This window comes from Bradyrhizobium sp. (assembly GCF_049798375.1).
Taxonomy (GTDB): domain Bacteria; phylum Pseudomonadota; class Alphaproteobacteria; order Rhizobiales; family Xanthobacteraceae; genus Bradyrhizobium.
In genome coordinates this window covers 1-1,628 of record NZ_JBARGP010000244.1, presented here as the reverse complement: position 1 = coordinate 1,628, position 1,628 = coordinate 1, and the positions used below count along the sequence as shown (strand labels likewise).

The 1,628-nt window shown below is 59.5% G+C and carries 2 protein-coding genes; both read right to left on the bottom strand.

The window, feature by feature from the left end; all coding sequences use genetic code 11:
• Window positions 1-12: 12 nt before the first annotated feature.
• Entirely contained in the window at window positions 13-357 is a 345-nt protein-coding gene (gene tnpA, locus WA702_RS10425; RefSeq protein ID WP_425110433.1) for an IS66-like element accessory protein TnpA, read from the bottom strand.
• A 37-nt stretch (window positions 358-394) separates the two neighbouring features.
• Complete coding sequence (locus WA702_RS10420; RefSeq protein ID WP_425110432.1) at window positions 395-1,459, bottom strand: IS630 family transposase; 1,065 nt, start codon at window positions 1,457-1,459, stop codon at window positions 395-397.
• Window positions 1,460-1,628 lie beyond the last annotated feature (169 nt).

The following is a 1,628-nucleotide window of genomic DNA, read 5'->3' as shown; positions in this document are numbered from 1 at the left end:
GGAGCGAGATCGTCATCGCGAGCTCGCCCTGAGTGCCGCAAGCACCGCCGACACTGTCGCCGCATCGGCCGCGCCGCTGATCCGGATACGGACCTCCGGTCCAAGCTCGATCTCGATCGAGCCGCCGCAGCCCACTGCGGCTTCTCTCGGCTCGGCCGCAATCGCCACCGCCGCGAACCCAGGCGCAGCAACTGCTTTGCCACACAGTTGCTGGCGCCAGCGAAATACCTGGCTCGAATGAACACCGAACTCGCGCGCTACGCCCAGGATCGTCGCTCCCGGCTCCAGCGTGGCTGCGACGACCCGCTCCTTCTCCGCCCGTGACCAATGCCGGCGCCGCCGCTCTGACGTGATCACTTCGACTTCCGATTTGGCATAGGACTAGTATCCGGAATCATAGCCGAGTGATACGTCGGCCTTTGAAAGGCCGCTGGCGGACCCTTTTCTTGGTCCATACGAAGGGTTCAGCTTTGTCGTTGTAGGCTTTGATATAGGCATCGATGTGCTGCTCAAGTTGCTTGAGACTTGTGAATGAGGCACCGCTCAACGATTGCCCCTGTAGGATCGAGAACCAGACCTCGACCTGATTGAGCCAGGAAGCGCTCGTGGGCGTGAAATGGAATTTCACATTGGGATGCGCCGCGAGCCATTCCTCGTTCCTCGTATGGGTGCTGAGGTTGTCGAGAATGACGTGAAGCTGGCGGTTCTGGAATGATGCGGTCACGCGGTCCATAAAGTCGAGAAACTCAACCCTACGACGCCGTTTCGAATGTGTCGCAAGCACCTTCCCGGTGGCGACTTCCAGCGCCGCAAACAGCGTGGTCGTGCCGTGCCGCTTGTAGTCGTGGCTTTGCCCGGTCAGGGATCTGCCGTTGGGCAATTTCAGATAACCTTGCGCTCGTTCCAAGGCCTGGATCGACGGCTTTTCGTCTACGCATAGAACGATCGCCTTTTTGGGCGGCGCTACGTAGAGGCCGACCACGTCGGCAGCTTTCGCCGCAAAACGGGGGTCGTCACTCTCGCACCAGGACTTGCGAGCGGCCAGATCGATCTTGTTGCCGCGCAAGAACCGCCAGACATATTGTACATCGACATCGCCAAGTTCCCGAGCCAGCAGGGGTCCAGTCCAGCGCGCGTAACCAGCAGGAGGCGATTTATCGAGCAACTTTAAAATCCGCTTGTCGGTCGCCGACGTATAGATCGGTCGCTTGCCCGGCAGCGGCTTGCTTTGCAGGCCTTCAAGACCATGATCGGCATAGCGATGGCGCCAAAGGCTGACGATCCGTGGCTGGACCCCAACCTCCTTGGCGATCGATCGGGTGCTACACCCAACCGCTGCCAGGAGAACGATCTTTGCCCGCTTCAAATCGCGTTGTAGCGTCACCGGAGAGCGGCAACGTTCCTCAAGCACCACGCGATCTTTCCGCGACAAGCGGACTTCTCTTGCTTCGGGTATCATCCCAATGTTGAATCATGCCTCACTTCCCAAGGAAAGTGGGTACTAGAGTAACGCAGTCTCACAGGCGGTATTTGGAAAGAACGGCTTCGACCTCGGCGTCGGACGCAATCTCACCGCGCGCCATTTCGGTTAGCGCTTCGTTCAGGTCCGCTTCCTCTTCCGGCGTCAG

Coding starts and splice junctions, on each gene's coding strand:
- WA702_RS10420 (WP_425110432.1), bottom strand. CDS start 1,459: ATGATACCCGAAGCAAGAGAAGTCCGCTTGTCGCGGAAAGATCGCGTG.